We start from the raw sequence: 26,853 nt of genomic DNA, 5'->3' as shown, positions 1-26,853 counted from the left end.
GGCGAGTACGACCGACCGCACGAAGAGCCCCATGCGGACGAGTGTCTGGCAAAAGAGGGATTGACCAACGACGAGATCAAGACCGTGACACTGACGGTGGTTCCGCCGGTCAACACCGAACAGGCGTTGCGCCGCGCTCCGGAGCCGCCCGGATTCACTCCCGGCCTCAAGTGGGCCGGACGCAACGTCAGGCGTTGACGCAGGTGTTGCCGAAGGCAGGGTTCAGCAGGGCGATGACGTTCACCGTGTTGCCGCAGACGTTCACGGGCACGTGCACCGGCACCTGGACCAGGTTGCCCGACAGCACACCCGGGGAGTGCACAGCGGCACCGTGGGCGCCGGAGTCAGCCATGGCCATACCCGCACCCGCGAGCACCAGACCACCGGCGGCAGCCGCAGTCGCGACGACCTTCTTGATCATTATTCCTCCTGTTGGCAAATGCGGTCCCAGCCGCGGACCGCATCACCTGTAACGAGGAGAAGGCACCGGGGCTACGAGCCGTAACCCCCATTCACTCTTTCAAGTCACATACGTACGCGTAGGCGATTATCGGAGCGTCATCCCGGCATCCCGGAGGGCGCGTGGGCGGACGGGCTCAGCACTGGTCGATGAACCGGTCGAGGACCCGGACGCCGAACTTCAGGCCGTCCACCGGCACCCGCTCGTCCACACCGTGGAACATGCCGGCGAAGTCCAGCTCCGGCGGCAGCTTGAGCGGGGCGAAGCCGAAGCAGCGGATGCCCAGGTCGTCGAAGGACTTGGCGTCGGTGCCGCCCGACAGCATGTAGGGCACGGCCCTCGCGATCGGGTCCTCCGCCTTCAGCGCCACCTGCATCGCGTCGACGAGCGCCCCGTCGAAACTGGTCTCCAGGGCCTTGTCGCCGTGCACGTCCTCGCGCCTGACCCGGGGGCCGAGCAGCCGGTCCAGTTCGGTGAGGAACTCCTCCTCGTAGCCGGGCAGGAAACGCCCGTCCACGTGAGCGGTCGCCTGGCCGGGAATGACGTTCACCTTGTAGCCGGCGCCGAGCATGGTGGGGGCCGCGGAGTTCCGCAGGGTGGCGCCGACCATCTTGGCGATACCGCCGAGCTTGGCGAGCGTGGCGTCCATGTCCTCCGGGTCGAGCGGCGTGCCGAGCGCGTCGGACAGCTCGTCAAGGAAGGAACGTACGGTCTTGGTGACCCTGACCGGCCAGGTGTGGCGGCCGAGCCGGCCGACGGCCTCGCACAGCTCCGTGATGGCGTTGTCGTTGTTGGTCATGGAGCCGTGACCGGCGGTGCCGTCCACCGTCAGGCGCATCCAGTGCATGCCCTTCTGCGCCGTCTCGACGAGGTAGAGCCGCAGGTTCTCGTTGACGGTGAAGGAGAAGCCGCCGACCTCGCCGATGGCCTCCGTGACCCCTTCGAACAGGTCCGGGTGTTCGTCGACGAGGTACCGGGCGCCGTAGGTGCCGCCCGCCTCCTCGTCGGCGAGGAAGGCCAGCACGATGTCGCGCGGGGGCTTGCGGCCGCTGCGCAGCCTGTCCCGTACGACCGCGAGGGTCATCGCGTCCATGTCCTTCATGTCGACGGCGCCCCGGCCCCACACGCAGTCCTCCGCGATCTCGCCGGAGAACGGGTGGTGGGTCCAGTCGTCCGCGTTCGCGGGCACGACGTCGAGATGGCCGTGGATCAGCAGCGCGGGCCGCGACGGGTCCTCGCCCTCGATGCGGGCCACGGTCGAGGCCCGGCCCCGGTGCGACTCGAGGATCCGCGGCTCCAGACCGACCTCGGCGAGTTTCTCCGCGACGTACTCGGCGGCCGCGCGCTCGCCGGGACCCGAGTGGTCGCCGTAGTTGCTGGTGTCGATCCTGATCAGCTCACGGCAGAGATCGACGACCTCGTCCTCGCCCGTGACCGCCCGGGCCGTGTTCGACTCGCTCACGCTGATTCCTCCCGCTGTCGCTGCTGGTGGTCCGCCTCATCCTCTCGTCATCGTCCCCCGGGCCCAAGGGCCGGTCCCAGGCCGTCGCAGCGGCCGCCGGGTGAACCGGGGGTGTGATCGAGGGGGTCCGAATGTTTGCTATGGTTTTCCACGTCGGAACGGCCCAGGGCCGCGAGACAGACACCTTGTCCGGGTGGCGGAATGGCAGACGCGCTAGCTTGAGGTGCTAGTGCCCTTTATCGGGCGTGGGGGTTCAAGTCCCCCCTCGGACACCATCAAGATCCCCACGGAATTCCGTGGGGATCTTTTTGCTGTTCCCGGCGCCGGAGCGATCGCGGTCGGGGCGGGCCGGCCGGTGGTGATCGCGACCGGTCCCGCTCCCGCGGGCGGTCAGAGCGGACCGGCCAGCGCCCACAGCAGCAGGAGGTTGCAGGCGCCCTGCGCGCAGGCCGAGGCGAGCGCCGAGCCGGTGACGGCGCGGCAGATGCCGAGCGCGAGGCCCATCAGGAACACGGACGGCAGGACCCCGCAGATCACCTTGAGGTTCAGTGGGTTGAGTCCGTAGTCACCGAGGTGCACCACGGACCAGGCGAGCGAGGTGCTGACGATCGCCGCCCAGGTCCCGCGTTGTTCTTCGACCGCCCGGTAGAGCACACCGCGGTAGCAGACCTCCTCCACGAGGGGCACCAGGACGCCCATGCAGAGCAGCATCGCGGCCGTGCCGAGCCAGGGCGTGCCGGGGACCAGGCCCTCGAAGAGACGCGGGACCCACACGGTCCAGTTGTCCTCGCCGTCGCCGAAGGCGGCCCGGGTGGCGAACAGCGTCTCCGCGTACACGAGCGCGACCAGCACGGTGCAGAGCACCGCCGGCAGGGCGGCGAACCGGCGCAGGCCGGCCGCCGCCCAGCGCTCACGGGGCAGGGCGAGGAGCACGGCCGCGCTGAGCGCCACGGACAACGCCATCAGCGTAAACGAGAACGCCCCGGCGACGCGTACGACGGCCAGCGCGGCGAACAGCACGGCCGCGGAGGCGAGCGGGAAGGCAGCGTGATGCCGGCGCAGCCGCGTGAGGGCGGAGCGGCGGGGCGGGGCCCCGTGGTCGGTGGTGGCCAAGACAGCTCACCCCAGCGCCTTGCGCCGCCGGCCGAGGCCCGGCATCCACCAGTTGTACTTACGGAGCAGCAGCAGGGTGGCGGGGACGAAGAGCATGCGGATCACGGTGGCGTCGAGCAGCACCGCGAGGCCGAGTCCCGTGCCGTACTGCTGCAGCATCAGAGTGGAGGAGAGCGCCATCGTGCCGAGGCTGCCCGCCATGACCAGGCCGGCCGCGTTGATGACGCGACCGGTGTCCACGACGGCTCTCAGGGTGGCCTGTTCCTGTGACAGGCCGTCGCGCATCAGGTCGCGGACCCGGGTGATCAGGAAGATCTCGTAGTCCATCCCGAGGCCCATCATCAGCACGGTGAGGAAGATCGGGAGGTCGTCGATGATCGCCTCGCCGCGCCAGTCGTGGAAGATGAGGACGGTCAGGCCGACGGCCCAGACGTTGCTGAGCATGATCGTGGCGATCAGCCGGACGGGCACCAGCAGCGAGCGCAGAGCGATCACCAGCATGATGAACACCCCGACGCTGACGAGGACCACCATCTGCCAGAAGCTGCTGGTGAGCGCGTCGCCGTACTGGCGGTCGACCTGGGTGGCGCCGCCGACGTCCAGCGCGCCGACGTCGGTCCGTGCCGCGGCGACGACCTCCTCGAGGCGCTGCACCGTCTCGGCGGCCCGCTCCGAGTACGGGTCGTCCTCGAGCGCCACGACGAACCGGAGAGCGCCGTTCCCCGCGACGTAGTCCTCGCGGAGGCTCCGCGGCATGGCGGCCACGTCGGCATCCGGCCAGTGGGCGCCGAAGGGATGGGTGGCGGAGTCGACGGACGCCACACCGTCGACGGCGGCGAGCCGGTCGGTCAGCCCTGCGACGGCTTCCCGGCCGGTGGCGGTCAGGGCGCCGCCGTCGACGACGCCGGCGGCGGACTCCCCCACGACGACGGTGGGCAGTACCGTCGCGTCGCCCCAGCGCTCGGCGACGGTGGCGAAGCCTTCTCTGGAGTCCGTGGCGGGGCTGAGGGCCACCGGGTCCGCGGTGGAGCGGCTGTTGGCGACGATCACCGCGAACGGGGCGGTCAGCACGAGGAAGACCACGACGATGGCGACCTTGCGACGGCGGGCGAACTCGGCCGTGCGCCGCAGGTGCCTGCCGACGGCGCCCTCGTGCTCCAGGTCGGAGAGCGGCGCGCGGCCCAGCGCGAAGAACCGGTCGCCGAGCAGTACCAGCAGGCAGGGCGTGATGGTGAGGGCGGCGGCGAAGATGATCGGGATGCCGATGATGCCGCCGTAGCCGAGCGGCGGAATCCAGTCCACCGGGGAGAGCAGGGTGGCGCCGAAGGCGAGGAGGACGGCGATCGCCGCCAGCAGCATGCTCTCGCCCGCGTGCACGGTGGCGTGGACGGCGGCCTCGCGCGGCGGCCGGCCGGCGATGCGCTCCTGCCGGTAGCGGGAGGACAGCAGCATGCTGTAGTCGACGCCCGCGCCCAGCATCACGAACGTCATGATCGTGACGGTGAACTGGGTGAGGGTCACTTCCTTGCCGAGCACGTACAGCGCCGCCTGGCTGACGTTCATCGCGAGGCCGACGACGAGGAGGGTGAGGACCGCGGGCACGACCGCGCGGAAGAACAGCAGCAGGACGACGAAGATGATGACGTAGGCCACCGACTCCATCAGGGAGTTGTCGGCCTCCGCCTTCTCGTACGTGTCGTGGATGAGCGCGAGCTCTCCGGTGACGTGGACCTCCGCCGTGCCCTCGAGGCCCGTCTCGGCGAGCAGTTCGCGGGCCGTCTCGCGCAGGCCGTCGACATCCGGGTCGCTGCCGACGGCGGCGGTGTAACTCACGGACGCCAGCGCGGCCCTGCCGTCGTCCGCCAGCAGGCGGGAGGCGGCCTCCGCGGGCACCGCGAGGGCCGAGCCGGACCAGCGGGCGGTACGGGCGTGGGCCGCGGCCGCCTCGGTGAGCGCGGCGTCGTCCGGGGCGGCGGCCGCCTCCCGGGCGAGGCCGGCGAGGCCGGCCGGTATCCGGCCGGCGGCCAGCTCGCGGTCGACGAACGCGCGGCGGGCTGCCGGGGTGCCGCCGGCGGCGTCGGCCCCCGCGCGCACCTGGGTGACGAACTGCTCCGCCGCGTCCCGGTAGAGCGTGTAGGCGGAGGACGAACGCTCCACGTCGCCGTCGCGCCGCAGGGCGGCGATCTCGGTGTCGAGCCGGGCGAGGAACTCGCGTACCTCCGGGCGGTCGATCCGGTCCGCCTCCAGGACGAGGACGACCTCGCGCTGCGAGCGGTGCGGGAACGCCTCCGCGGTCAGCCGCTCCGCCCGGGCGCTGCTCGTGCCCGGGACCACCTTGGAGGCTCCCTGGTCCGTGAGGACGTCGGTGAGGCCGAAGGCGAACGGGGTGCACAGGGCGATCAGCACGGCCCACACGAGCAGCACGGTCTTCGGCCGGGCGGCGAGGCCGCGGGCGAAGCGGAGCAGGGCCCGCTGGACGGCACCGCCGCCCGGTTCCCGCGGAGCCGCCCCGGTGGGGTCCGGCTGCTCCGCGGGGGCGGCGGGGACAGCCGGGCGGCCCTGCGTGTGCTGTTCCGTCATGCGATCGGAGCCCCCTTGTCGGCGGCGTGGCGGCGTGAAGGGACACCGGCGGGCTTGCTGCCGGTGACGACCACGAAGGTGTGCCTGATGTCCAGGACGCCGTCACGGGCGAGGAGTTCGGCGAGCCCGGCGGTGACGCGGTCGAGGACGAGCTGCTCGCGGTCCCCGTCGACGGCGGTCTTGAAGCCGGCGGCGGCGCCGGAGCGGGTGACCCATTCCACGGCCTGTTCGGGCGTACGGGCAGGGATGGACTGGGCGCCGTCGTGCTGTGCGTCGACCGTGAGGCCCGCCTTGGTGAACCAGCGGGCGACGGTCCCGGGGTCCTTGGGCAGGGTGACCCTGATCAGCGCGGTGAGCAGCGACGGATCGTCGGCGAAGATCCGCTCGAGGCCTTCGGTGAGGGCCTGGTGCGCGTCGGCGCGGGTCTCGATGACGACGACCCGGCCGCCGGGCCGCAGGACCCGCTCGATCTGGGCGAGGAGCCGGACGGGCCTGGAGTAGCAGATCGCCCAGCCGACGACGACCAGATCCGCGCTGGCGTCGGGCCTGGAGCGGATGAAGGACTCCATGTCGCCCTCGCTGAGCTCGGCCGTCAGCCCGGGCTCCTGTTCGGTGAGGGGCCGCACCTTGGCTCGCGCGACCTGGAGCATTCCGGGGGACTTGTCGACCGCCCGGAGCGTGCCCTTGCCGCCCAGGCGGCGGAGGATCTCGGCCGTCAGATGGCCTGTGCCGCAGGCGAGTTCCACGACGTCGTCGCCGGGGGTCACGGGCACGGTGTCGAGTGCGGCGATCGAGTGGCGTCCCATCACGGGGCTGAAGAACGTGTCGTAGTCAGAGCTGGCGGCGTCGTAGTCCGCGGTGGGGTCGGCATGCGCTCTGCTGAGCGCGAGGCGCAGCGCTCGTGCTGCCAGTCGTACGCGTGACATGTGCGGGCTCCTTCATGGAGTCGGTCGGCTGAGCGTTGCGCTCGAGCGGGCGAGGTGGAGCAGTGCGCCGGTGCAGGCGAGGGCCCCCGCGGCGCCCCTGGCCTCGGCCGGCCAGAGAACCGCGACGGCGCAGCCGGCGGCGAGGGCGAGCAGCAGCACGGCGGTATCGCCGACGAGACGTCGCCGCGGGGCGACGTGCGTCGCCGGAGGCGCGAGATCGGACCCGGCCCCCACACGCGGGACGGCGGCTTCCATCCCTGGAGGCGGGACGGCGGCCTCGGCCCCCGGACGTGGGAGGCCGGCCCCCGTGGCCGGATGCGGGACGGCGGATTCGGCTGCAGGAGCCGGGACGGCGGCCCCGGTCACCGGAGGCGCAAGACCGGGCGTGACCCCCGGACGCGGGACAGCGGATTCCATCGCGGGAAGAGCGAGTTCAGGCCTGGTGGCCGGACCCCGGACAGCGGCCTCCGTCCCGGGAGGCGGGACGGCGACCCCGGTCGCCGGAGGCGCAAGATCAGGCGCGACCCCCGGACGCGGGACAGCGGATTGCGCCGCGGGAAGAGCGAGTTCAGGCCTGGTGGCCGGACGCCGGACAGCGGCCTCCGTCGCAGGACGCGGGACAGCGACTTCGGTGGCCGGAGGCGCAGGGTCAGGCCCGGCCCCCGTACAAGGGACAGCGGCCTCCGTCGCCGGACGCGGGATCGCGGCCCCGGTCGCCGGACGCGCCCGCACGGGCCCGGCTGCCGGAGGCAGCAAGGCGGTCGTGGTGAGCGCGGTCGCGAAGGCGCAGACCGCGAGGGCCACGATGGCGGCCGCCGCCGTGGGCGGCAGGGGGCAGGGCACGGCGGCGCCCAGCAGCAGCAGGCCGGTCACGGTCGCGGCCCGCTCGCCGCGACCGCCGTGACGGGTGGCGGCGGCGCGTGCGACGGCGGCGCCGGCGGCCAGGGCCAGCAGCGTCACCGGCACGGTGATCGGGAACGGGGCCCGGCCGTCCGCCGGAGCGGGAAGGCCGAGCGCCGCGACACCGGCCGCCGCGCCCACGACGGCCAGGCCGGAACGGATCATGACTGCGTCGTCCCCGACCCCGCGTACGCACGGGACCCCCGCAGCTCCGGGACCGCGGCGAACGCCTCGACGACCCGGTCGAGCTGGGCCGTGGTGTGGCGGGCCGTGACGCTGACGCGGAGCCGGGGCTCGGCGGCCGGCGGCAGGACCGGGTTGACGTAGACGCCGCTGTCGATCAGACGGCGCCAGGCATGGAGCGTCCCCATGGTGCCGTGGGTGGCCACGGGGATGATCGGGGTGGCGCTCACGCCGGTGCCGATGCCCACGGCCGCGAGCCCGCGGCGCAGGTGGCCGGCGTTGGCGGCCAGCTTGTCGGTGAGTTCGGGCTCGTCGCGCAGGACGCGCAGCGCGGCGAGTGCCGCGCCGGTGTTGGCCGGGGTCATGGACGCGCTGAAGATGAGACTGCGGGCATGGTGCCTGAGGTAGTGGATGGCCTCCTCGCTGCCGGCGACCGCGCCGCCGAGGGAGGCGAGCGACTTGCTGAACGTGACCGTGATCAGGTCCACCTCGTCGGTGAGCCCGAAGTGCGCGGCGGTCCCGCGGCCACCGGCCAGCACGCCGAGTCCATGGGCGTCGTCCACGAGCAGGCGGGCACCGTAGCGGCGGCAGACGTCCACGACGGCGGGCAGGTCGCACAGGTCGCCCTCCATCGAGTAGACGCCGTCGACGACCACCAGCCGCGGCGCGTCGTCGGGCAGGCCGGCCAGGACCCCGGCGAGGGCACCGGCGTCGTTGTGCGGGAACCACCGCAGCTTGGCGCCGCTGAGCCGGCAGCCGTCGACGACGGAGGCGTGGGCACCCTTGTCGATCACGACGTGGTCGCGGGGCGTGAGCAGCCCGGCGATCACTCCCAGATTGGTCTGGTAGCCGGTGGACATGACGAGGGCGGCCGGTTTGCCGAGGAAGCGGGCGAGCTCCTTCTCGAGCTCTTGGTGAAGGTCGATGTTCCCGTTGAGGAAACGGGAGCCGGTGCAGGAGCTCCCGTAGGTGTCGAGGGCCTGGCCGGCGGCGGCGCGGACGCGCGGGTCGTCGGTGAGGCCGAGGTAGTTGTTGGAACCGCACATGATCAGCTCACGCCCGTCGAGGCGCGCGCGGGTGCCGTCGTGGCCCTCCAGCGGGAGGAAGTACGGGTAGAGCCCGCTTTCGATGAGATCGTTCGCGGCCGTGAAGGACGCGAACCTGGAAAATACGTCGGCCTGATCGGTTATCGCATTCATTCAGGATTCCCCCAGCATCTGGAATGCGCGAAACAACTCGTCCGCTTCTGGGCACGGTCGTTTCCCTCGCACGAATGGATCCGGATTTGCGCAGCACACATTGAAAGCGCGACAGTCGCATGAGAAAGGCAGGCGGCGATCCGCGACCACGGAACAAACACGCGCGGGCGGCCTTACGCACGGAAAATACTCGCCCTGGCACCAGCCGGCAGCGCAAGGTCGCCGTTGACCTCGAGCGCAGCCTCCCGTGCCCGGTCGACATGGCGGCGGCCGGACGCAGGCGCCGGACGGCACACCGGGCGGCACGCCGCGGCGGACGCGGCACCCGCCGGCCGAGTGATATCCGCTTCGAATTCTTAAGTCGCTGGTTTCTCGGCCATCCGGATCCCCCCGATTCGGTACGATCAAGAAATGCCGATCACTGTGCATGACGGCACTCAATTCAACGGCAGACCGTAGTCACATCAAGCCAAATCTGTCAACCGATTCCCGAGCCACCCACGAGCGCGTAACCGGGATTTATCGATTCCACTTACCCGGGCGTCAGTAGCATTCACCGGGCGTTTCCGCAGGCCGGCCGGGAACGGTGCTAGCATGCATTCGACCGTCCAGACGGTCGGTCGACGGATCGGACGGACACCGGACCGGAACCCGACGGACGGACGGACAGACGGATCAGGTACGAGAGACGGGCGGGACCGTGCGCGATCGACTCCTCGACGCCGTGGAGCGGCTGCTGGTGAAGGGCGGCGTGGACGCGGTCAGGCTCGACGCCGTCGCCGCGGAGGCGGGCGTGAGCAAGGGGGGCCTGCTGCACCACTTCCCGAGCAAGCGCGCCCTGGTCGAGGGCGTGGTCCAGCGGCTGGTGGACCGGTTCGAGGCGGTGCTTCCCGGTCCGGACGCCCCGCCCGGCGCCTACACCATGGCCTGGCTCGACTCCTCGATCCCCGAGGTGGCACCGGAACCGGGCGCCACCGGGTGCGACGAGGTCCCGATAGCGCTGCTCGCCGCGACGAGCGGCCCTGAAGTGCTCGACGTCCTCCAGCGCCACTACCGGGCCTGGCAGGAACGGCTGGACGCCGACGGACTTCCGCCCGGGGTGAGCACGCTGGTACGCATGGCCGTCGACGGCTGGTGGACGGCGCGGCTGCTCCATCTCGCACCGCCGCACGGCGCGGCACATGTCGAGCTGCGCCGGCTCGTCACCGATCTCATCGCCACGGGTCGCGCCGGTACCGGTCCGACGAACGCCGAACCAGCCGGTGCCGAACCAGCCGGTGCCGAACCAGCCGGTGCCGATCCGGCCGGCACCGCCGGGGAGTCGCTCTGATGGGGGCCCTGCTGGTCGCGGGAGCGATCATCTCCGAAGTGATCGCGACGCTCTCGCTGCGGGCCTCGCACGGTCTGACCCGCCTCGGCCCCACCGTCCTGGTGGTCATCGGCTACGGCGCCGCCTTCGTCATGCTGGCGCAGGCGCTCAAGACGCTCAACGTCGGCCCGGTGTACGCGATCTGGTCGGGCGTGGGCACCGTGGGCGCGTTCCTCGGCGGCGTCGTCCTCTTCGACGAACCGGTCAGACCGGCGACGCTCATCGGCATCGCACTCGTCATCATCGGCGTCGTCGTGATGTACGTCGGCGGCGGGATGGAGCACTGATGGGCCGGGACCGGGTCGGCCCGGACACGGGCCGGGACGGGGTGGGCCCGGACAGGGGCTTCCGCCTGGTGAAGTCGGCGATGCTCGTCACCGACGTGGCCTTTCTCGTCTACTGGACGGCTTCCCTGCTCGCGCTCATCCCCGCCCGGCACGCGTACAAGGATTTCGACGACCCGGTGATGAGCGACTGGAACTATTCGTTCCTGCCGCTGGACATCGCCGCCAGCGCGACCGGGCTGGCGGCCTTGTACCTGCTGCGCGTCCGCGGTACCGGGCGCTTCGGGCGCCACCGGGCGTCCTGGCGGTCACTGATGCTCGTGTCCCTGACCCTGACGAGCACCGCCGGGTTGCAGGCCGTCGTCTTCTGGGCGCTGCGCGGGGACTGGTCGGTCACCTGGTGGGTGCCGAATCTGTTCCTGCTGCTGTTCCCGATCCCCTCGATCGTGCTGCTCATGCGGCAGGACACCGGGCGGGCGGGCCCCGACGCGGCAGGCGCCGCCGTGACGGCGGCTCCACCCGGTCTACAGTCTCGTCGGTGAGACGCAGAAACAGGCCGCACCCGCCGGCACCGCTCCCCCAGCGCGACGGCATCGACCCCGTGCGGCTGCGGCTGCCCGAGGACCCGGACGGCGCCTGGCCGACGGTGCGTGACCATCTGCTGGCGCGATACGGCGCCGCCATCGGCGCGGAGCGGGTCGACGCGATGGTGCGCGAAGGGCGTTTCGTCGACGCGGAGGGGCCCGTCACCGCCGACGAGGCCTACACGGCGGGACGGGATCTGTGGTTCCACCGCGACTTCCCCGCGGAGGAGCGGGTGCCGTTCGAGATCGGCGTCGTGCACCGCGACGAGCACATCCTGATCGCCGACAAGCCGCACTTCCTTGCCACCATGCCCCGCGGCAGCCATGTGCGGGAGACGGCGCTGGCCCGGTTGCGCCGGGACCTGGGCCTGCCGGCCCTGCAGCCCGCCCACCGGCTGGACCGCCTCACGGGCGGACTGGTCCTCTTCGTCGTACGGCCCGGCGAACGGGGCGCCTATCAGACGATGTTCCGGGACCGGCGGGTGCGCAAGGAGTACGAGGCGGTGGCGCCCTACGACCCGGCCCTGGCACTGCCGCGTACCGTGCGCAGCCGGATCGTCAAGGAACGCGGGGTGCTCGCGGCCGTGGAGGAGCCGGGAGAGCCGAACAGCGAGAGCCGGATCGAGCTGCTCGAGGTGCGGGACGGGCTCGGCCGGTACCGGCTGCTGCCGGCCACCGGCCGTACCCATCAACTGCGCGTCCATATGAACGCCCTGGGGCTGCCGATCCTGCACGACCCGCTGTATCCGGTGGTGCTCCCCGACGGCCCCGACGACTACGCCCGCCCGCTCCAGCTTCTCGCGCGGGGGCTGGAGTTCACCGACCCGGTGACCGGTGAACCGCGGAGCTTCCGCAGCCGGCTGGAGTTCACTCAGTGGCCCCGGTCGATCCACTCCTGAAGGTGCGGCGCCTCCGCGCCGATGGTCGTCGTGTCGCCGTGGCCGGTACGGACGACCGTCTCCGGCGGCAGGGTGAGCAGCCGGTCCCGGATCGAGTCGACGATCGTCGGGAAGTGGGAGAACGACCGGCCGGTGGCGCCCGGTCCGCCCTGGAACAGCGTGTCGCCGGTGAAGACGGTGGTCAGCTCGGGGGCGTGGAGGCAGACGGCGCCGGGGGCGTGGCCAGGTGTGTGCAGCACGGTCAGCCCGGTGCCCGCGACGCTGATCACCGCTCCGTCCACGAGCTCGCCGTCGGGGGCCCGCTCCGGGTGGGTCTGCTTCCACAGCGGCAGGTCGTCGGGATGCAGCAGGACCGGTGCGCCGGTGGCGGCGGCGAGCGCCGGGGCCGCGTCGATGTGGTCGTTGTGCGCGTGGGTGCAGACGATGGCGCGCAGCGTACGGCCGCCGAGGGCGGCCAGGATCGCGTCCGCGTCGTGCGCGGCGTCGACGACGATCGCCTCGTGGTCGTCGCCGACGATCCAGACGTTGTTGTCGACGTCCCAGGTGCCGCCGTCGAGCGAGAAGGTGCCTGAGGTGACCAGATGGTCGATACGGGCTGCCATCAGAACCGCACCACCGATCGCAGTACGTCGCCCTCGTGCATCCGGGCGAACGCCTTCTCGACGTCGCCGAGTCCGATGGTCTCCGTGACGAACGCGCCGAGGTCGATGCGCCCCTGCTGGTGCAGGTCGATCAGCATCGGGAAGTCGCGGGAGGGCAGACAGTCGCCGTACCAGGACGACTTGAGCGCCCCGCCTCTGCCGAAGACGTCCAGCAGCGGCAGTTCGATCTTCATCTCGGGGGTGGGGACGCCGACGAGGACGACGGTGCCGGCCAGGTCACGGGCGTAGAAGGCCTGTTCGTACGTCTCCGGCCGGCCGACGGCCTCGATGACGACGTCCGCGCCGAAGCCTCCGGTGAGTTCGCGGATCGCTTCGACGGGGTCGGTGGAGGCGGAGTTGACGGTGTGGGTGGCGCCCATCTTCTTCGCCGTCGCGAGCTTGCGGTCGTCGATGTCGACGGCGATGATCCGGGCGGCCCCGGCCAGCCGTGCGCCGACGACCGCCGCGTCGCCCACGCCGCCGCAGCCGATGACGGCCACCGAGTCGCCGCGGCCCACCTGGCCGGTGTTGATGGCGGCGCCGATGCCGGCCATCACACCGCAGCCGAGCAGTCCGGCCACCTCCGGGGACGCCGCCGGATCGACCTTGGTGCACTGCCCGGCGGCGACCAGGGTCTTCTCGGCGAAGGCTCCGATGCCGAGTGCGGGCGAGAGTTCGGTGCCGTCCTGGAGGGTCATCTTCTGCCGGGCGTTGTGCGTGTCGAAGCAGTACCAGGGGCGTCCGCGCAGGCAGGCGCGGCAGCGGCCACAAACGGCACGCCAGTTGAGGATCACGAAGTCGCCCGGTCCGACGTCGGTGACACCCTCGCCGACCGACTCGACGACACCTGCGGCCTCGTGGCCGAGCAGGAACGGGAAGTCGTCGTTGATCCCGCCCTGCTTGTAGTGCAGATCGGTGTGGCAGACCCCGCACGCCTGCACCTTCACCACGGCCTCGCCCGGCCCCGGATCGGGGACGATGATCGTCTCGACCCGTACCGGCTCGTTCTTCCCGGGTGCGACCACACCTTGCACCTGCTGCGGCATCGCAGAACCTGCCCTTCCTCGCGCAGTGGACGTCGCCACCCACTATGGACTGTTCGAGGGGCGCCGGGCACGGCGAAGGCCCCCGCGGGACGTGTCCGCGGGGGCCTTCGACGGGTCTTCGAGGGAGCCTTCGAGGTGAAGGTCAGAGCTCCTTGCTCGCAGCGGCCACCGCGCGCACCCGCTTACGGACCAGGAACCAGCCGCCGACCAGCGCGGCCGCGATCAGCGGCAGGCAGTTGACGGTGGTGCGGGAGATGCCCTCGTCCATCCACATCAGGACGACGACGGAGCCCAGGAAGAACAGGGTCACGATCTGCGTGTACGGGGCCCAGGGCAGCTGGTAGGCGGGCCTGGTGACGCGGCCGTCCTGGGAGCGGTGCCAGAACAGCAGCGAGCAGACCATGATCATCGCCCAGGTGCCGATGATGCCGATCGAGGCGAAGTTGAGCACCAGCTCGAAGGCGTCGCCCGGCATGACGTAGTTGAGCAGCACGCCGAGGACACCGAAGGCGGCGGTGAGCAGAATGCCGCCGTAGGGCACGCCGCCCTTGTTCATGACGCCGGTGAACCGGGGCGCGGAACCGGACATCGACATGGAGCGCAGGATGCGGCCGGTCGAGTAGAGGCCCGAGTTCAGGCTGGACAGGGCGGCGGTCAGGACGACCAGGTTCATCACACCGGCCGCGCCCGGGATGCCGAGCTTGTCGAAGACGGTGACGAAGGGGCTCTCGTCACCGGAGTACGCCGTGTACGGGAGCAGCAGCGCCAGCAGGACGACGGAGCCGACGTAGAACAGGCCCACGCGCCACATGATCGAGTTGATCGCGCGGGGCATGATCTTCTCGGGGTTCTCGGTCTCGCCGGCGGCGACACCGCACAGCTCGACGGAGGCGTAGGCGAAGACGACGCCCTGGATGAGCAGCAGCATCGGCATGAAGCCGCTCGGGAAGATGCCGCCGTTGTCACCGATGGTGGAGAAGCCCGGGGTGTGGCCGCCGATGTCGTGGGAGGTGACGACCAGGAAGATGCCGATGAGCATGAACACGACGAGCGCGGCGACCTTGATGATCGCGAACCAGAACTCCATCTCACCGAAGTACTTCACCGAGATGAGGTTCGCGGTGAGGACTACGGCGAGCGCGATCAGGGCCAGCACCCACTGCGGGACGTCGCTGAACATCGCCCAGAAGTGGGCGTAGGTCGCGGCCGCGGTGATGTCGGCGATGGCGGTCGTCGACCAGTTCAGGAAGTACAGCCAGCCCGCCGTGTAGGCGCCCTTCTCGCCCATGAACTCACGGGCGTAGGAGACGAAGGCGCCGGACGAGGGCCGGTAGAGCACGAGCTCGCCCAGCGCGCGCACGACGAAGAAGGCGAAGACGCCGCAGACGGCGTAGGCGATGAACAGGGAGGGCCCTGCGCCGGCCATGCGGCCACCGGCGCCGAGGAAGAGCCCCGTACCGATGGCGCCGCCGATGGCGATCATGTTGATGTGCCGCGACTTGAGGTCCTTGCGGTACCCGACGTCTCCGGCGTCCACGTGGGGGGAACCCGTCGCGCCGGCGACGGGCGTATCGGCCGCAGCCATGGTGCGGTCACTCATTGAGGTTGTTCGCCTTCGTGAGGGGGTGTGCGGTACCCGGCCTGCGCCGGCGCCTTCCCAGGGGTGAAGGAAGGGGACGCCCCGGCCCGGTTTCGGGCATGAATGGCCCAAGGGCTCATCGTCAGGGCAACCCTGGGATTTTGGCAGTGGCGAACCTCACTCAGACAGACATCTGAGGTATTTCAGAGGTTTCGACAAGGTAAAGCCAGGCTGTCATGGAGTTCAGGGAGCGAGTACGTCCAGCTCCTGGAGGGCCCCGACGGCGATCTCACGGGTGAGGCGCTCGGCTCTTTCCGCGTCGCCTTCGCGAACGGCCTCCGCCACCTGGACATGCAGCGTCACCGCAGCCGGGTCGGGGTCGTCGAACATCACGTGGTGGTGGGTACGGCCCGCGAGGACCTCGGCGACGACGTCACCGAGCCGCGCGAACATCTCGTTGCCGGAGGCGTTGAGCACCACCCGGTGGAAGGCGATGTCGTGCTTCAGATACCCCTCGAGCTGCTGGCCGCGGGAGGTGGCGACCATGCCGAGCGCCTCCTCGGTCAGCGCCGCGCACTGCTCGGGGGTCGCGTGGACGGCGGCGAGACCCGCCGCGACCGGTTCCACCGCGGAACGCAGCACCGTCAGTGAACGCAGTTGGCGCGGGCGGTCGGCGCCGGCCAGCCGCCAGCGGATGACGCGGGGGTCGAAGACGTTCCACTCCTCGGTCGGACGCACCGTGACGCCGACGCGGCGGCGGGACTCCACGAGGTGCATGGACTCGAGGACGCGGACCACTTCACGGACAACCGTGCGTGACACGTCGAAGCGCTGGGCGACCTCGTCGGTCCGCAGCACGCTGCCCTGCGGATACTCGCCCGCCGTGATGGCGAGACCGAGGGTGTCGAGCACATGGGTGTGGAGCCCTCGGCCTTCTGTGGTCATGGGCAAAGCCTACGGGGCGTGGATCACACGGACGCCTCCGGGAACAAAAAGTATGACGTTTATGTCTCAGCCTCTTGAATACGTCGTACCTAATAGGTTTCAGTAGCGCGACGGACCGACGTCGAGCGGTCGATGAGGACAGCGAGGCACGTAATGAGCACCCCCCACGTCGTCGTGGTGATGGGCGTAGCAGGAACCGGCAAGACCACGATCGGCCCCCTGCTCGCCGCCGCCCTGGGCGTCCCGTACGCCGAAGGCGACGACTTCCATCCCCCGGCAAACATCGCCAAGATGACGGCCGGCGTCCCGCTGGACGACGCGGACCGCCGCCCGTGGCTGGACGCCATCGGCGAGTGGGCCCACGGCAGGGCCGGGCTCGGCGGAGTGGTCTCCAGCTCCGCGCTCAAGCGTGAGTACCGCGACCGGCTGCGGGCGGCAGCGCCCGACGCCGTCTTCCTCCACCTCACCGGCAGCCGCGAGCTCATCGAGCAGCGGATGGCGGAGCGCAAGGGGCACTTCATGCCCACCGCGCTGCTCGACTCCCAGTTCGCGACCCTCCAGCCGCTGGAGGAGGACGAAGCGGGCGTCGCCGTCGATGTGTCCGGCACCCCCGAAGAAATCACCGAACGGGCCGTCGCCGCGCTGCGCGGGCTCGAAGACTAAGGAATCACCGTGACCAGTCTCAGCGTCGAGATGCTGGCAGCGGACGCCGTCGAACCGATCACCTCGGCGGGCAACGCACAGCTGGGCATCGCCGTCCTCGCGGGCATCGCTGTCATCGTTCTGCTCATCACCAAGTTCAAGCTGCACGCCTTCCTGGCGCTGACCATCGGGTCGCTCGCGCTCGGCGCGTTCGCCGGGGCACCGCTCGACAAGGCGATCACCTCGTTCACCGCCGGCCTGGGCTCGACCGTCGCGGGCGTCGGTGTGCTGATCGCCCTCGGCGCGATCCTCGGCAAGCTGCTCGCCGACTCCGGCGGCGCCGACCAGATCGTCGACACGATCCTCGCCAAGGCGAGCGGCCGGGCCATGCCGTGGGCGATGGTGCTGATCGCCTCGATCATCGGACTCCCGCTGTTCTTCGAGGTCGGCATCGTCCTGCTGATCCCGGTCGTGCTCATGGTCGCCAAGCGCGGCAACTACTCGCTGATGCGGATCGGCATCCCGGCGCTCGCCGGCCTGTCCGTGATGCACGGCCTCATCCCGCCGCACCCCGGCCCGCTGGTCGCGATCGACGCCATCGGCGCCAACCTCGGCGTCACCCTGGCCCTCGGACTGGTCGTCGCGATACCGACCGTCATCATCGCCGGTCCGGTGTTCTCCAAGTACGCCGCGCGCTGGGTGGACATCCCCGCGCCGGAGAAGATGATCCCGCAGCGCGCCTCCGACGACCTGGAGAAGCGTCCGAGCTTCGGCGCCACCGTCGCCACGGTGCTGCTCCCCGTCGTCCTGATGATGGCCAAGGCCCTCGTCGACATCGTGGTGGACAACCCGGAGAACGGCGTCCAGCGCGTCACCGACGTCATCGGCTCGCCGCTGATCGCCCTGCTCGCCGCCGTGATCGTCGGCCTGTTCACGCTGGGACGGGCCGCCGGGTTCACCAAGGACCGCCTCTCCACGACCGTCGAGAAGTCGCTCGCCCCGATCGCCGGAGTGCTGCTCATCGTCGGCGCCGGCGGCGGCTTCAAGCAGACGCTGATCGACATCGGTGTCGGACAGATGATCCTCGAGTTCTCCGAGAACTGGGCCATCCCGACCCTGCTGCTCGCCTGGCTGATCGCCGTCGCCATCCGGCTCGCGACCGGCTCCGCGACCGTGGCCACGATCTCCGCGGCCGGCCTGGTGGCGCCTCTCGCGGCCGACATGTCGACGTCGCACGCGGCACTGCTCGTCCTCGCGATCGGCGCCGGCTCGCTGTTCTTCAGCCACGTCAACGACGCCGGCTTCTGGCTGGTGAAGGAGTACTTCGGCATGAGCGTCGGCCAGACGATCAAGACCTGGTCGGTGATGGAGACGATCATCTCGGTCGTCGGCATCGTGTTCGTGCTGCTGTTGTCACTCGTCCTCTAGCCACCTCGGGTGGTGGTCGCGGGCCCACTGGCGCTCGACCGACCCGGTACGCATGCCACGGCGTGCCTCCGGGTCGGCGAGCGCCATCGCGATGTGCCCGGCGACCGCGATGCCCACGGCGAGGGAGAGCCAGTCGTGCACGAACGTGGCGCTCGTCCGCCACACCAGCGGCGCGAGGCCGGTGAACCACATCAGCAGTCCGGTGCCGAGCATGACCAGCACGGCGCCGGCCGTCCAGGCCGCGTAGATCTTCTGCCCGGCGTTGAACTTGCCCGCCGGGCGCGCCGACGGGCCGTGCTCGCGCCGGCGCACGGCACGCAGCCACGCCCGGTCGTACGGCGCGAAGCGGTTCAGCCGGCGCAGATCCGCGCGGAACGCGCGGGAGACCAGCGCCAGGAGGAACGGCACGGGCAGCAGCAGCCCGGCCCACTGGTGGACCGTCACCACGAGGTACCGGCGGCCGACGAGTTCGGCGAGCTGCGGCACGTAGAGCACGGCCGCGGTCACGATGCACAGCAGCATCAGCGCGGCGGTGGTGCGGTGCAGCAGGCGCTCTGCGCGGGTGAAGCGCCGTCTGCGTGCGGTGCGTTCCATCGGCTCGTCCGGCGCGGCGGGCTCAGACCGTGGGGGTGTCGGTGCGGCCGTTGGACCGCCCGACCCAGGCGTCGACGTCATAGCCCCGCTCCTCCCAGTAACCGGGCCGGACGGAGGACGTGACCGTGATCCCGGACAGCCACTTCGCCGACTTGTAGAAGTACATCGGCGCCACGTACAGCCGGACCGGGCCGCCGTGCGAGTGGCTGACCGGCTTGTCCTGCATCCGCAGCGCGACGAGGACGTCGTCCCGCCGGGCCTGGGTGAGCGTCAGGCTCTCGCTGTAGGTCCCGTCGAAGCAGGTGAACCGGATCGCCCGTGCCTCCGGCCGGACCCCGGCGGCGTCCAGCAGCCGCGAGAGCTTCACGCCCTCGAAGGGCGTGTCCGGCACGCGCCACCCGGTGACGCACTGCACGTCCCGCACGATCCGTGTCTGCGGCATGCCCTGTAGGTCGGCCAGTGTGTACGTGGCCGGTTTCCGGACAAGGCCGTCGACGGTGAGGCGGTAGGTCTCCGCGGTCCTGCGGGGCACGGAGGAGGCGACCGAGTAGTAGCGGAATCCGCCGCCGTTCGGCAGCAGCCCGGTGAGGCCCGTCGGGTCCTTGTCGGCCGCGGCGCCGAGAAAGCTCTCCAGGCCACGCTGCAGATAGGGCGCGGCGGCGACACCGGCGGCGCCGAGACCGAGCATGCCGAGAACGACACGGCGGCCGACGGGCGCGCCGGGGTCGCCCGGTTCGGGACCGCGCGGTTCGGGACCGCCGGGACCCGGTTCGGCGGGGCCGGCTGGGTCGGAGTGTGGGGACGTCACCCTTCGATTCGAGCACTTGGGCGGGCCGGATGCCAGGGGTGACGGGAGGCCGTCAGACTTCCGTCACACATGGGGCGCAGGGGCACGCGGTCCTACGACACCGCCTCCGCCGCCGCACGGCCCGCCGCGCGGCCCGAGAAGAGGCAGCCGCCGAGGAACGTGCCCTCCAGGGAGCGGTAGCCGTGGACGCCGCCGCCGCCGAAGCCCGCCGCCTCGCCCGCGGCGTACAGGCCCGGCAGCGGGGTGCCGGACCCGTCCAGGACCCGCGAGGACAGGTCCGTCTCCAGGCCGCCGAGCGACTTGCGGGTCAGGATGTTGAGCCGCACGGCGATCAGCGGACCTGCCTTGGGATCCAGCAGCCGGTGCGGCGCGGCGGTGCGGATCAGCTTGTCGCCGAGGTACTTGCGGGCGCCGCGGATCGCCGTGATCTGGAGGTCCTTGGTGAACGGGTTGGCGACCTCCCGGTCCCTCGCCGTGATCTCGCGCCGCAGCTCCGCCTCGTCGATCAGTCCGTCACCGGTGAGCTCGTTCATGCCGCGCACCAGCGCGCCCAGGTCCTTCTCCACGACGAAGTCGACGCCCTTGTCCATGAACGCCTTCACCGGCGCGGGCACGTCGGCCCTGGCGCGTACGAAGACGTCGCGGACGGACTTGCCCGTGAGGTCCGGGTTCTGCTCGGAGCCGGACAGGGCGAACTCCTTGCCGATGATCTTCTGGTCGAGCACGAACCAGGTGTGGTCGTGGCCGGTCCGCATGATGTGCTCGAGCGTGCCGAGGGTGTCGAAGCCGGGGAACAGCGGCACCGGCAGCCGTCTGCCGCGCGCGTCCAGCCAGAGGGAGGACGGGCCCGGCAGGATGCGTATGCCGTGCTTGGCCCAGATCGGGTTCCAGTTCTCGATACCTTCGGTGTAGTGCCACATCCGGTCGCGGTTGATGTGGCTCGCGCCGGCGCGCTCGGCGATGCCGAGCATCAGCCCGTCGACGTGCGCCGGGACGCCGGAGAGCATCTTCTTGGGCGGGGTGCCGAGCCGCTCCGGCCACTGCGCGCGTACGAGGTCGTGGTTGCCGCCGATGCCGCCCGAAGTGACGATCACCGCCTGGGCCTTGAACTCGAAGGCTCCGGCGACCTCGCGGCTGCTCGCCGCTCCGCGCTCCGCGTCGGACGGCTCGAGGACCTCGCCGGTGACGGTGTCCAGGCCGCCCGCGCTGCTGCCGAGACCCGTGACCCGGTGCCGGAACCTCAGCTGCACCAGCCCTCTGGCGACCCCTTCACGGACCCGCCGCTCGAAGGGGGCCACCAGGCCGGGGCCGGTGCCCCAGGTGATGTGGAAGCGGGGTACGGAGTTGCCGTGGCCGTTGGCGTCGTAGCCTCCCCGCTCCGCCCAGCCGACGACGGGGAAGAACCGCACGCCCTGCCGGTGCAGCCAGGCCCGCTTCTCCCCTGCCGCGAAGTCGACGTACGCCTCCGCCCACTTGCGCGGCCAGCGGTCCTCCTCACGGTCGAAGCCCGCGGTGCCGAGCCAGTCCTGGAGGGCGAGGGCGTGGCTGTCCTTGATGCGCATACGGCGCTGCTCGGGCGAGTCGACGAAGAAGAGGCCGCCGAAGGACCAGTGCGCCTGCCCGCCGATGGACCGCTCCGGCTCCTGGTCGAGGAGGATGACCTTCCGTCCGGCGTCGACGAGTTCGGCCGTGGCCACGAGGCCCGCGAGTCCTGCCCCGATCACGATCACATCAGCGTCGTACGCCATGGTTGTCCATTCTCCGTCGGGCCGGTGGCACCCGATCTTCCTTACGGGCGGGTAACTCGTCAATGGCGGACCGGTGAGCGGCGGCGAACGGGGGTGATTTCATGGGTGCCATGACGTCCGTGCAGCCCGCAGAAGAGATCCTCGACATCGTCGACGAGCACGACCGCGTGATCGGACAGGCCCCACGCGGTGAGGCGTACGCGCGCGGACTGCGGCACCGCTGCGCGTTCATCCTCGTCAGGGATGCCGCGGGACGCGTCTTCGTGCACCGGCGCACGGCCACGAAGCTGGTCTTCCCCTCGATGTACGACATGTTCGTCGGCGGTGTGGTCGGCGCCGGCGAGAGCTACGACGACGCGGCGCTGCGCGAGGCGGAGGAGGAGCTCGGCGTACGCGGACTGCCCCGCCCCGTACCGCTGTTCAAGTTCCTCTACGAGGGGGACGGCGGCCCCGGGCCCACCTGGTGGTCGTACGTCTACGAGGTCCGCTGCGAGCTGCCGGTGGAGCCGCAGCCGGAGGAGATCGACTGGTACGGCTTCCTGACGGACGCCGAGCTGGAGGCGGGGCTCGAGACGTGGGAGTGGGTGCCCGACGGGCTGGCCGCGTACGAGCGGCTCAAGGCGCACCACCGGGGCTGAGCGTCCCGGGCGCGGCGACCGGCGCGCGGCACCGGGCCCGACGGTGCCGCGGTGTGCCGGGAGCTGGGCCAAAGCCGCCGAAGGGGCGCGGGTAGGGTGCGCTGCGTGAGCGATTTCCTGCAGAGCCTGCGGCTGTGGTTCGCCCCGGCGCGGATCCGGGAAGAGGGCGACACGCCCGACTACCGGTTCTCGCTCGCCAACGAGCGGACGTTCCTCGCCTGGATCCGTACGGCGCTCGCGCTCATCGGCGGCGGCTTCGCCGTCGACCAGTTCCTGCCGGACCTGCGCTGGGGTGTACGGGCGGGCCTGGCGCTCGCGCTCATCGGCGTCGGGGCGGTGTGCGCGGTACGAGCGGTGAACCACTGGGTCCGGTGCGAGCGGGCGATGCGCCGGGGCGACGATCTGCCGGTGTCCCGGTTCCCGGCGCTGCTGGCCGTCGTCGTCGCGGTCGTCTCCCTCGCCATGGTCGCGGTGGTGGCCTGGGGCGACCTGTGACGGCGTCCTCCGCGCGCGATCCCGGGCTGCAGCCCGAGCGCACCCGGCTGGCCTGGCGCCGGACGACGCTGACCTGCACGGTGGTGGCGGTCCTCGCCGCCAAGCAGGCGGCGCAGGACGTGGCGCTCGCGGCGGGGCTGAGCGTGGTCGCCTGGCTGGGATTCCTGTGGGTGGCGCACCGGCGCGTCCGCGCGATGGACGCGGCCAGGCCGGCTGCGATGCCGGTGCGCGGGGCGATCGCGGCGGTCGGATGCGTGCTGGCGCTGGCCGCGTTCGCCGTGGCGATCGTGGTGTGACAGCGGGCGACGCCCGTGTCGGACATCTGTTCCCTCGTGGTGTGACGGGCGGCGGCGGGGCCGGGCCCGGCACTGCCGACTAGCCTGGAACGCGGACAGAACGGCACGAAAGCACCCAGAGGTGAGCGCCATGACCGTTGCACACCAGGAGCACACCGCACACGAGCACACGCACGGCCCGTCCTGCGGCCACGCCGAGATCCCCCACGGCGACCATGTGGACTACTCGCACGACGGGCATCTCCACCGGCAGCATTCGGGGCACTGGGACGAGTGCGAGCCGGGAGAGCACGTGTCGCACAGCGGGCACGCGCACGAGCACGGCGACGGGTGCGGCCATCCCGCCGTGGTCCACGGTGACCATGTCGACTACCTCCACGAGGGGCACCGGCACGCGGAGCACGACGGGCACTGGGACGACCACTGACCAAAACCCGTTCCGCGGTGTCGCACACGCGGGTCGACTGCCAGGCTCTGAGGGCCGGTTCACCGTCGACCCGCCCCAGGGGGAGCCATCGTGCCTGCCGCAGATCCGTACACCGTCCGGCTCGCGCCGGACGTACACGCCTACGTCCAGCCCGACGGCGGCTGGTGCCTGAACAACGCGGGCTTCGTGAGCGACGGGGAGTCGACACTCCTCGTCGACACCACGGCCACCGAGCGGCGGGCCCGGGCGCTGCGTGAGGCGCTGCTGGCGACCGGCGCACCTCTCCCCCGCACCGTCGTCAACACCCACCATCACGGCGACCACACCTACGGCAACGGGGTCTTCCTGCCGGAGGCCGTGGTCGTCGGGCACGAATCGTGCCGGAGCGAGGTGCTCGCGGCGGGCCGCCAGCTCCACCTGATCTGGCCGCAGACCGACTTCGGGGACATTCGGATCACCGCGCCGACCGTCACGTACAGCGACCGGCTGACGGTCCATGTGGGGGACGTCGAGGTGCGGCTCGTCCATCCCGGCGGAGTCGCCCACACCACGGGGGACACGATCGTGCACCTGCCGCGGCAGGGAGTCGTCTTCACCGGCGACCTGATCTTCCAGGGCGGTACGCCGTTCGTGCCGATGGGGTCGCTGAGCGGCTCGCTGCGGGCGCTCGGGGTGCTGCGCTCCCTCGGCGCGGAGACCGTGGTTCCCGGACACGGGCCGGTCACCGACCCGTCGGCGTACGACGCGACGGAGCGTTACCTGCGCTTCGTCGCCGGCCTGGCGGAGGAGGGCCGCGCCAGGGGGCTGAGCCCGCTGGAGTCGGCGCGCGGGGCGGATCTCGGGGAGTTCGCCGAACTGAGGGAGACCGAACGGCTGGTGGCCAACCTGCACCGGGCGTACGCGGAGCTGGACGGACTCCCCGAGGGCTCCCCGCTCGACCCCGCCGTGGTGTTCGCGGACATGGCGGCGATGAACGGCGGGGTACCGGTGGCCTGCCACGCCTGACCCCTGGCACGTTTCGTCCCCTCGGACGGTGCCGCCCCGAGGGGCCGTCGCCTGCCGTGCGAGTGTGATCCTGGCATCGCTTTCCACCGGGCCACTGGACGACATACCGACTGGTCGGTCATCATGAACGCGTTCCCCAGGACCGCCCCCCGGAGGTGCGCACCATGAGCTCAGTCCCCCCAGGCCTCGATCCCGAGCAGCTGCGCGGTTATCTCGACCGTGAGCGGCCCGGACTGGTGGGCGGACCGCTCAGCGCCCGGCTGATCCAGGGCGGCCGCTCCAACCTCACGTACGCCGTCACCGACGGCACCACCCGATGGGTCGTGCGCCGGCCGCCGCTCGGCCATGTGCTGGCGACGGCGCACGACATGAAGCGCGAGCACCGGGTCATCAGCGCCCTGGCGCCGACGGCCGTCCCGGTGCCGCAGCCCGTGCTGCTCTGCGAGGACGACTCGGTCATCGGGTCGCCGTTCTACGTCATGGAGTTCGTGGACGGCACCCCCTACCGCACCGCGGAGCAGCTGGCCCCGCTCGGCGCGGAGCGCACCCGGGACGCCGTCCTCTCCCTCGTCGACACCCTCGTCGACCTGCACGCCGTCGCCCCGGAGGCCGTCGGACTCGGCGACTTCGGCCGGCCGGAGGGCTTCCTCGACCGGCAGCTGCGGCGCTGGGGCAAGCAGTTGGCCGCCTCGCGGGGCCGCGACCTGGCCGGCATCGACGAGCTGCACGCCGCACTCGGGCGCGCGCTGCCCGACTCCCCCGCCGCCGCCGTGGTCCACGGCGACTACCGCCTCGACAACGTCCTGATCGGCGACGACGACCGGATCAAGGCCGTCCTGGACTGGGAGATGTCCACCCTCGGCGACCCGCTGACCGACCTCGGTCTGCTGGTCATGTACAGCAAGCGGCTGGAACTGCCCGACTCCCCCGTGAGCACCACCGCGGGCGCCGTCGGCCACCCGTCCCCCGCCGAGCTGATCGAGCGGTACGCGGAGCGCTCCGGCCGGGACACCTCGGCGATCTCCTGGTACGAGGCGTTCGCCTGGTTCAAGCTCGCCGTGATCCTCGAGGGCATCCACTACCGCTACACCCTCGGCCAGACCGTCGGCGCCGGATTCGACCGGATCGGCGACCTCGTCCCCCTCTTCATCCAGCACGGCCTCACCACCCTTCAGGAAGGCTGAGTACCTCATGGACTTCGCATTCGACGCGCGCACCGAAGAGCTCCGCGGCAAACTGCTCGCCTTCATGGACGAGCACGTCTACCCGGCCGAGAAGATCGCGGAGGAGCAGCGCGCCGAGCTCGCCTCCCCCTGGGACACGCCCGCGATCGTGGAGGAACTCAAGGCCGAGGCCCGCAGGCAGGGCCTGTGGAACCTCTTCCTCCCCGACTCCGAGTACGGCGCCGGGCTGACCAACCTCCAGTACGCGCCGCTCGCCGAGATCACCGGCCGCAGCCCGCACCTCGCGCCGACCGCCCTGAACTGCGCGGCCCCGGACACCGGGAACATGGAGGTGCTCACCCAGTTCGGCTCCGACGAGCAGAAGAAGCAGTGGCTCGAGCCGCTGCTCGCGGGCGAGATCCGCTCGGCGTTCGCGATGACCGAGCCCGAGGTGGCCTCCTCCGACGCGACCAACATCCGTACCCGCATCGACCGCGACGGCGACGAGTACGTCGTCAACGGCCGCAAGTGGTACATCTCCGGCGCCATGAACCCGGACTGCAAGATCCTCATCGTCATGGGCAAGACCGACCCGGACGGCGAGGACATCCGCCGCCAGCAGTCGATGATCCTCGTGCCCAGCGACACCCCCGGCGTGCAGATACGACGCGCGATGCAGGTGTACGGCTACGAGGACCACTCCCACGGCGGCCACGCCGAAGTCGTCTTCGACGACGTGCGGGTCCCCGCGGCGAACCTGATCGGCGAGGAGGGCGGGGGCTTCGCCATCGCCCAGGCGCGACTGGGACCGGGCCGTATCCACCACTGCATGCGGCTCATCGGCATGGCGGAGCGCGGGATCGAGCTGATGTGCCGGCGGGCCGTCTCCCGTACCGCCTTCGGCAAGCCGATCGCCCAGCAGGGCGTCGTCCAGAACTGGATCGCGGACGCGCGGGTCAGCGTGGAGCAGCTGCGGCTGCTGGTGCTGAAGACGGCGTGGCTGATGGACACGGTCGGCAACCGCGGGGCGCACACCGAGATCCAGGCGATCAAGATCGCCACGCCGCGGACGGTCGTCGACATCCTCGACAAGGCCGTCCAGGCGCACGGCGCGGGCGGCGTCAGCCAGGACTTCCCGCTGGCGGAGCTGTGGGCGTCGGCGCGGACGCTGAAGCTGGCGGACGGGCCGGACGAGGTGCATCAGCGGTCGCTGGCGCGGCGGGAGCTGAAGAAGTACATGTGACGTGGTCGGTGCGGCCCCGCCGGGCGGGGCCGCCCCTTCCTCGAACCGGGCTCCGCCCGGACCCGCCACCGCGTTCCGCGCGGTGTTTCGGGGGCTCTGCCCCCGGACCCGGCACCGCGCTGCGCGCAGGGTTCGGGGGCTCCGCCCCCGGCCCCTGCGCCTCAAACGCCGGCGGGGCTGACAAAGTCAGCCCGCC

The 26,853-nt window shown here is 71.3% G+C and carries 28 protein-coding genes, 1 tRNA gene and 1 pseudogene; 16 read left to right on the top strand and 14 right to left on the bottom strand.

Annotation, left to right across the window (positions count from 1 at the left end):
- Positions 1–198 (top strand): annotated as a pseudogene (locus tag AB0K36_RS32425) (hypothetical protein); the annotation flags it as partial.
- Here AB0K36_RS32425 and chpH read toward each other — a convergent pair.
- Both chpH and AB0K36_RS32415 read right to left on the bottom strand, forming a co-directional pair.
- Positions 188–421, bottom strand: coding sequence for a chaplin ChpH (gene chpH, locus AB0K36_RS32420; RefSeq protein WP_364601038.1), 234 nt, complete (start codon positions 419–421; stop codon positions 188–190). The pseudogene AB0K36_RS32425 and the gene chpH overlap by 11 nt on opposite strands.
- A 175-nt stretch (positions 422–596) precedes the next feature.
- Positions 597–1,922 (bottom strand): M20/M25/M40 family metallo-hydrolase, encoded by a 1,326-nt coding sequence (locus AB0K36_RS32415; RefSeq protein ID WP_364601036.1) that lies wholly within the window; start codon positions 1,920–1,922, stop codon positions 597–599.
- 187 nt (positions 1,923–2,109) lie between these two features.
- On the opposite strand from AB0K36_RS32415, the gene AB0K36_RS32410 reads away from it, so the two are divergent.
- Positions 2,110–2,197 (top strand) — tRNA-Leu (locus AB0K36_RS32410).
- A gap of 115 nt (positions 2,198–2,312) precedes the next feature.
- Here the strand turns inward: AB0K36_RS32410 and AB0K36_RS32405 are convergent.
- From AB0K36_RS32405 to AB0K36_RS32390, 4 genes are read right to left on the bottom strand one after another with little or no spacing between them, the layout of a single operon-like run.
- Complete coding sequence (locus AB0K36_RS32405; protein WP_364601034.1) at positions 2,313–3,035, bottom strand: CPBP family intramembrane glutamic endopeptidase; 723 nt, start codon at positions 3,033–3,035, stop codon at positions 2,313–2,315.
- Positions 3,036–3,041: 6 nt separating this feature from the next.
- Entirely contained in the window at positions 3,042–5,615 is a 2,574-nt protein-coding gene (locus tag AB0K36_RS32400; protein WP_364601032.1) for an MMPL family transporter, read from the bottom strand.
- On the bottom strand, positions 5,612–6,541 hold the full coding sequence (locus tag AB0K36_RS32395; RefSeq protein ID WP_364601031.1) for a class I SAM-dependent methyltransferase: 930 nt from the start codon (positions 6,539–6,541) through the stop codon (positions 5,612–5,614). Before AB0K36_RS32395 ends, AB0K36_RS32400 begins: the two co-directional genes overlap by 4 nt.
- Before the next feature lie 12 nt (positions 6,542–6,553).
- The gene (locus AB0K36_RS32390; RefSeq protein WP_364601029.1) at positions 6,554–6,796 is read right to left on the bottom strand and encodes a hypothetical protein; all 243 of its coding nucleotides are present in this window, start codon (positions 6,794–6,796) and stop codon (positions 6,554–6,556) included.
- 511 nt (positions 6,797–7,307) lie between these two features.
- Here AB0K36_RS32390 and AB0K36_RS32385 point away from each other — a divergent pair.
- Positions 7,308–7,445 (top strand): hypothetical protein, encoded by a 138-nt coding sequence (locus tag AB0K36_RS32385; RefSeq protein WP_364601027.1) that lies wholly within the window; start codon positions 7,308–7,310, stop codon positions 7,443–7,445.
- A 157-nt stretch (positions 7,446–7,602) separates the two neighbouring features.
- Here the strand turns inward: AB0K36_RS32385 and AB0K36_RS32380 are convergent, their stop codons facing one another.
- A complete protein-coding gene (locus AB0K36_RS32380; RefSeq protein WP_364601025.1) occupies positions 7,603–8,823 on the bottom strand; it encodes an aminotransferase class I/II-fold pyridoxal phosphate-dependent enzyme in 1,221 nt (406 codons plus the stop codon).
- A gap of 700 nt (positions 8,824–9,523) precedes the next feature.
- On the opposite strand from AB0K36_RS32380, the gene AB0K36_RS32375 reads away from it, so the two are divergent.
- The 4 genes from AB0K36_RS32375 to AB0K36_RS32360 are packed head-to-tail and all read left to right on the top strand — an operon-like array spanning position 9,524 to position 11,959.
- Positions 9,524–10,153 carry a TetR/AcrR family transcriptional regulator gene (locus tag AB0K36_RS32375; RefSeq protein ID WP_364601023.1) on the top strand — a complete coding sequence of 210 codons (630 nt, stop codon included), beginning with the start codon at positions 9,524–9,526 and terminating at the stop codon, positions 10,151–10,153.
- A complete protein-coding gene (locus AB0K36_RS32370; RefSeq protein ID WP_307705544.1) occupies positions 10,153–10,479 on the top strand; it encodes a DMT family transporter in 327 nt (108 codons plus the stop codon). The genes AB0K36_RS32375 and AB0K36_RS32370 overlap by 1 nt, the downstream gene beginning before the upstream one ends.
- The gene (locus AB0K36_RS32365) at positions 10,479–11,018 is read left to right on the top strand and encodes a DUF5360 family protein (protein WP_364601021.1); all 540 of its coding nucleotides are present in this window, start codon (positions 10,479–10,481) and stop codon (positions 11,016–11,018) included. The genes AB0K36_RS32370 and AB0K36_RS32365 overlap by 1 nt, the downstream gene beginning before the upstream one ends.
- On the top strand, positions 11,015–11,959 hold the full coding sequence (locus tag AB0K36_RS32360; RefSeq protein WP_364601019.1) for an RluA family pseudouridine synthase: 945 nt from the start codon (positions 11,015–11,017) through the stop codon (positions 11,957–11,959). The genes AB0K36_RS32365 and AB0K36_RS32360 overlap by 4 nt, the downstream gene beginning before the upstream one ends.
- Here the strand turns inward: AB0K36_RS32360 and AB0K36_RS32355 are convergent.
- The 4 genes from AB0K36_RS32355 to AB0K36_RS32340 all read right to left on the bottom strand — a co-directional run bounded on the left by AB0K36_RS32355 (position 11,932) and on the right by AB0K36_RS32340 (position 16,170).
- Positions 11,932–12,561: an MBL fold metallo-hydrolase gene (locus tag AB0K36_RS32355; RefSeq protein ID WP_364601017.1), complete on the bottom strand. Its 630-nt coding sequence runs from the start codon at positions 12,559–12,561 to the stop codon at positions 11,932–11,934. The genes AB0K36_RS32360 and AB0K36_RS32355 overlap by 28 nt on opposite strands.
- Positions 12,561–13,646, bottom strand: a complete 1,086-nt coding sequence (locus AB0K36_RS32350) for an S-(hydroxymethyl)mycothiol dehydrogenase (RefSeq protein WP_364601015.1) — start codon at positions 13,644–13,646, stop codon at positions 12,561–12,563. The genes AB0K36_RS32355 and AB0K36_RS32350 overlap by 1 nt, the downstream gene beginning before the upstream one ends.
- A 142-nt stretch (positions 13,647–13,788) precedes the next feature.
- The gene (locus tag AB0K36_RS32345) at positions 13,789–15,246 is read right to left on the bottom strand and encodes an amino acid permease (RefSeq protein WP_364601013.1); all 1,458 of its coding nucleotides are present in this window, start codon (positions 15,244–15,246) and stop codon (positions 13,789–13,791) included.
- A 222-nt stretch (positions 15,247–15,468) separates the two neighbouring features.
- A complete protein-coding gene (locus AB0K36_RS32340; RefSeq protein ID WP_005319442.1) occupies positions 15,469–16,170 on the bottom strand; it encodes a FadR/GntR family transcriptional regulator in 702 nt (233 codons plus the stop codon).
- A gap of 153 nt (positions 16,171–16,323) precedes the next feature.
- Between AB0K36_RS32340 and AB0K36_RS32335 the strand changes: the two genes are divergently transcribed.
- A complete protein-coding gene (locus AB0K36_RS32335) occupies positions 16,324–16,833 on the top strand; it encodes a gluconokinase (protein ID WP_364601011.1) in 510 nt (169 codons plus the stop codon).
- Between the two features lie 9 nt (positions 16,834–16,842).
- On the top strand, positions 16,843–18,240 hold the full coding sequence (locus AB0K36_RS32330; RefSeq protein ID WP_364601009.1) for a GntT/GntP/DsdX family permease: 1,398 nt from the start codon (positions 16,843–16,845) through the stop codon (positions 18,238–18,240).
- Here AB0K36_RS32330 and AB0K36_RS32325 read toward each other — a convergent pair.
- From AB0K36_RS32325 to AB0K36_RS32315, 3 genes are all read right to left on the bottom strand, one after another.
- Positions 18,226–18,915 carry a cytochrome b/b6 domain-containing protein gene (locus tag AB0K36_RS32325; protein WP_435877983.1) on the bottom strand — a complete coding sequence of 230 codons (690 nt, stop codon included), beginning with the start codon at positions 18,913–18,915 and terminating at the stop codon, positions 18,226–18,228. The two genes, AB0K36_RS32330 and AB0K36_RS32325, sit on opposite strands and share 15 nt — an antisense overlap.
- Positions 18,857–19,522, bottom strand: a complete 666-nt coding sequence (locus AB0K36_RS32320) for a molybdopterin-dependent oxidoreductase (protein WP_364601042.1) — start codon at positions 19,520–19,522, stop codon at positions 18,857–18,859. Before AB0K36_RS32320 ends, AB0K36_RS32325 begins: the two co-directional genes overlap by 59 nt.
- A gap of 212 nt (positions 19,523–19,734) precedes the next feature.
- Positions 19,735–21,390: an FAD-binding dehydrogenase gene (locus AB0K36_RS32315; protein ID WP_364601006.1), complete on the bottom strand. Its 1,656-nt coding sequence runs from the start codon at positions 21,388–21,390 to the stop codon at positions 19,735–19,737.
- 119 nt (positions 21,391–21,509) lie between these two features.
- Here AB0K36_RS32315 and AB0K36_RS32310 point away from each other — a divergent pair, with 119 nt between their 5' ends.
- The 7 genes from AB0K36_RS32310 (at position 21,510) to AB0K36_RS32280 (ending at position 26,657) form a co-directional block, all read left to right on the top strand.
- A complete protein-coding gene (locus tag AB0K36_RS32310) occupies positions 21,510–22,028 on the top strand; it encodes an NUDIX hydrolase (protein ID WP_364601040.1) in 519 nt (172 codons plus the stop codon).
- Positions 22,029–22,133: 105 nt separating this feature from the next.
- Complete coding sequence (locus tag AB0K36_RS32305) at positions 22,134–22,523, top strand: YidH family protein (protein ID WP_189473455.1); 390 nt, start codon at positions 22,134–22,136, stop codon at positions 22,521–22,523.
- Complete coding sequence (locus AB0K36_RS32300) at positions 22,520–22,819, top strand: DUF202 domain-containing protein (RefSeq protein ID WP_189473456.1); 300 nt, start codon at positions 22,520–22,522, stop codon at positions 22,817–22,819. Before AB0K36_RS32305 ends, AB0K36_RS32300 begins: the two co-directional genes overlap by 4 nt.
- A 130-nt stretch (positions 22,820–22,949) precedes the next feature.
- Positions 22,950–23,246 carry a hypothetical protein gene (locus tag AB0K36_RS32295; protein ID WP_364601005.1) on the top strand — a complete coding sequence of 99 codons (297 nt, stop codon included), beginning with the start codon at positions 22,950–22,952 and terminating at the stop codon, positions 23,244–23,246.
- A 90-nt stretch (positions 23,247–23,336) separates the two neighbouring features.
- Positions 23,337–24,251, top strand: coding sequence for an MBL fold metallo-hydrolase (locus AB0K36_RS32290; RefSeq protein WP_364601003.1), 915 nt, complete (start codon positions 23,337–23,339; stop codon positions 24,249–24,251).
- Positions 24,252–24,415: 164 nt separating this feature from the next.
- Entirely contained in the window at positions 24,416–25,435 is a 1,020-nt protein-coding gene (locus tag AB0K36_RS32285) for a phosphotransferase family protein (protein WP_364601001.1), read from the top strand.
- A 7-nt stretch (positions 25,436–25,442) separates the two neighbouring features.
- Complete coding sequence (locus AB0K36_RS32280) at positions 25,443–26,657, top strand: acyl-CoA dehydrogenase family protein (RefSeq protein ID WP_364600999.1); 1,215 nt, start codon at positions 25,443–25,445, stop codon at positions 26,655–26,657.
- Positions 26,658–26,853 lie beyond the last annotated feature (196 nt).

This window comes from Streptomyces kurssanovii (assembly GCF_040677245.1).
In the GTDB taxonomy this organism is placed as follows: Bacteria; Actinomycetota; Actinomycetes; order Streptomycetales; family Streptomycetaceae; genus Streptomyces; species Streptomyces kurssanovii.
Note: the sequence above shows the minus strand (reverse complement) of the source record. Positions and strands in the feature narration are given on the sequence as shown.